1 protein-coding gene and 2 pseudogenes are annotated in these 1,181 nt (G+C 74.6%); 2 read left to right on the forward strand and 1 reads right to left on the reverse strand.

All coding sequences use genetic code 11. From position 1 onward, the window contains the following. Positions 1-272: pseudogene (locus ACWGIU_RS38215) on the forward strand (1-acyl-sn-glycerol-3-phosphate acyltransferase); the annotation flags it as partial. 118 nt (positions 273-390) lie between these two features. Then, on the forward strand, positions 391-633 hold the full coding sequence (locus ACWGIU_RS38220) for a hypothetical protein (RefSeq protein WP_453712741.1): 243 nt from the start codon (positions 391-393) through the stop codon (positions 631-633). A gap of 202 nt (positions 634-835) precedes the next feature. Here the strand turns inward: ACWGIU_RS38220 and ACWGIU_RS38225 are convergent. Next, positions 836-1,181: pseudogene (locus ACWGIU_RS38225) on the reverse strand (hypothetical protein); the annotation flags it as partial.

A 1,181-nucleotide genomic window follows, 5' to 3' on the forward strand; every position in this document is an offset into this window, starting at 1 on the left:
GCCTGGCCCGGCTCGCCGCCGCTACGGGCGCCCCGGTCGTGCCCGTCGGCCAGGCGGGTGCCCGCCGGCTCTGCTCCGGGAGCGGCGCCAAGCAGCTCGCCGGCGTCTTCACCGCCCCGCTGCGCCGCCCCTGCTTCCACGTCCACATCGGTTCGCCGCTGCACCTGCCCGACCGGGTGCCGGAGGCCACGGACCGGGCCCGTCAGGCGGTCACCGCCGCCTGGCGAACCGCGGCGTCCGCCCTCGGGGAGGCGGGTCGGGAGGCGGCCTGATGCCGCCGGTCCCGAACAGGCGCGCCGTGGACCCGCAGGCTGTCGAGGAGGAGACCGATCGGCCGCTCGGACCGTGTCGCCGAGCCCGTCACCGGTCACGGCGTGCGACCGTCTCCGCATGACCGAAGGCTCGGCACCTCACATGTCCCCGGCGCGGATCACCGTACGGGGGGTGCAACCCGGAAACCCGCCCTTCCGCATCGTGGAAATCGACGGGGAATTCGTCGGCAGGGCGAGGTCGATGACGGACGTGCTCCTGATCGCCGCCGAGGCGGGGATCACGATCCACGACCTCGACGACCTGGAAGTGGTCCACTGGGTCAGTGGCGGCAAGTTCACCTGGACCACCACCGCCCCCTGAGGTCGTGTCCGCGAAGTCCCGCCCGCCCCGCGACCCCTGGCACGGCACCGCGCCGCGTTGTCGGGCGCTGCCGAGTACGTCCGGTACACGGGCGCCCCACCGCCTTGCGATGCTTCCCCTCGGCCCTGCGGGCCTGGGCAGACCCCATGGCACCGGACGCCGCGGGATCGCCCTTCGGGCCGCCGGCGCCACTTTTGTACCCTCAGCGGGTGCTGTGCCCGAGGACCACATGGGCCGCCACCTCGCCGTCGGCGTCCGTGTCGATGACGGACACCACGACCGGGCTGCTGCCCGTGGGTCCGCCGGCCGTGGCGCGCAGCCGGTAGCGCTCGGTGCGGACGGCCTCGCGGGCGAGCGGGCTGCCGCCCGAGAACAGCGACGGCGGCTTGGCGTCATTGGCGATGCGGAAGTCGGCCGGGCGCCAGCTGCCCGAGGCCGGGTCGAAGCGCTCCAGCAGGAAACCGGGCCCGCTGCCCGCCCGGGCACCGGGTTCGCCGACCAGCATCTCCATCTGGAAGGCGACCAGCAGATGCCGGTAGGCGGCGGAG

The organism is Streptomyces sp. NPDC054840, assembly GCF_053611065.1.

Excerpts from the sequence above, each read along its gene's own strand:
- ACWGIU_RS38220 (WP_453712741.1), top strand. The coding sequence starts at position 391 with ATGACCGAAGGCTCGGCACCTCACATGTCCCCGGCGCGGATCACCGTA.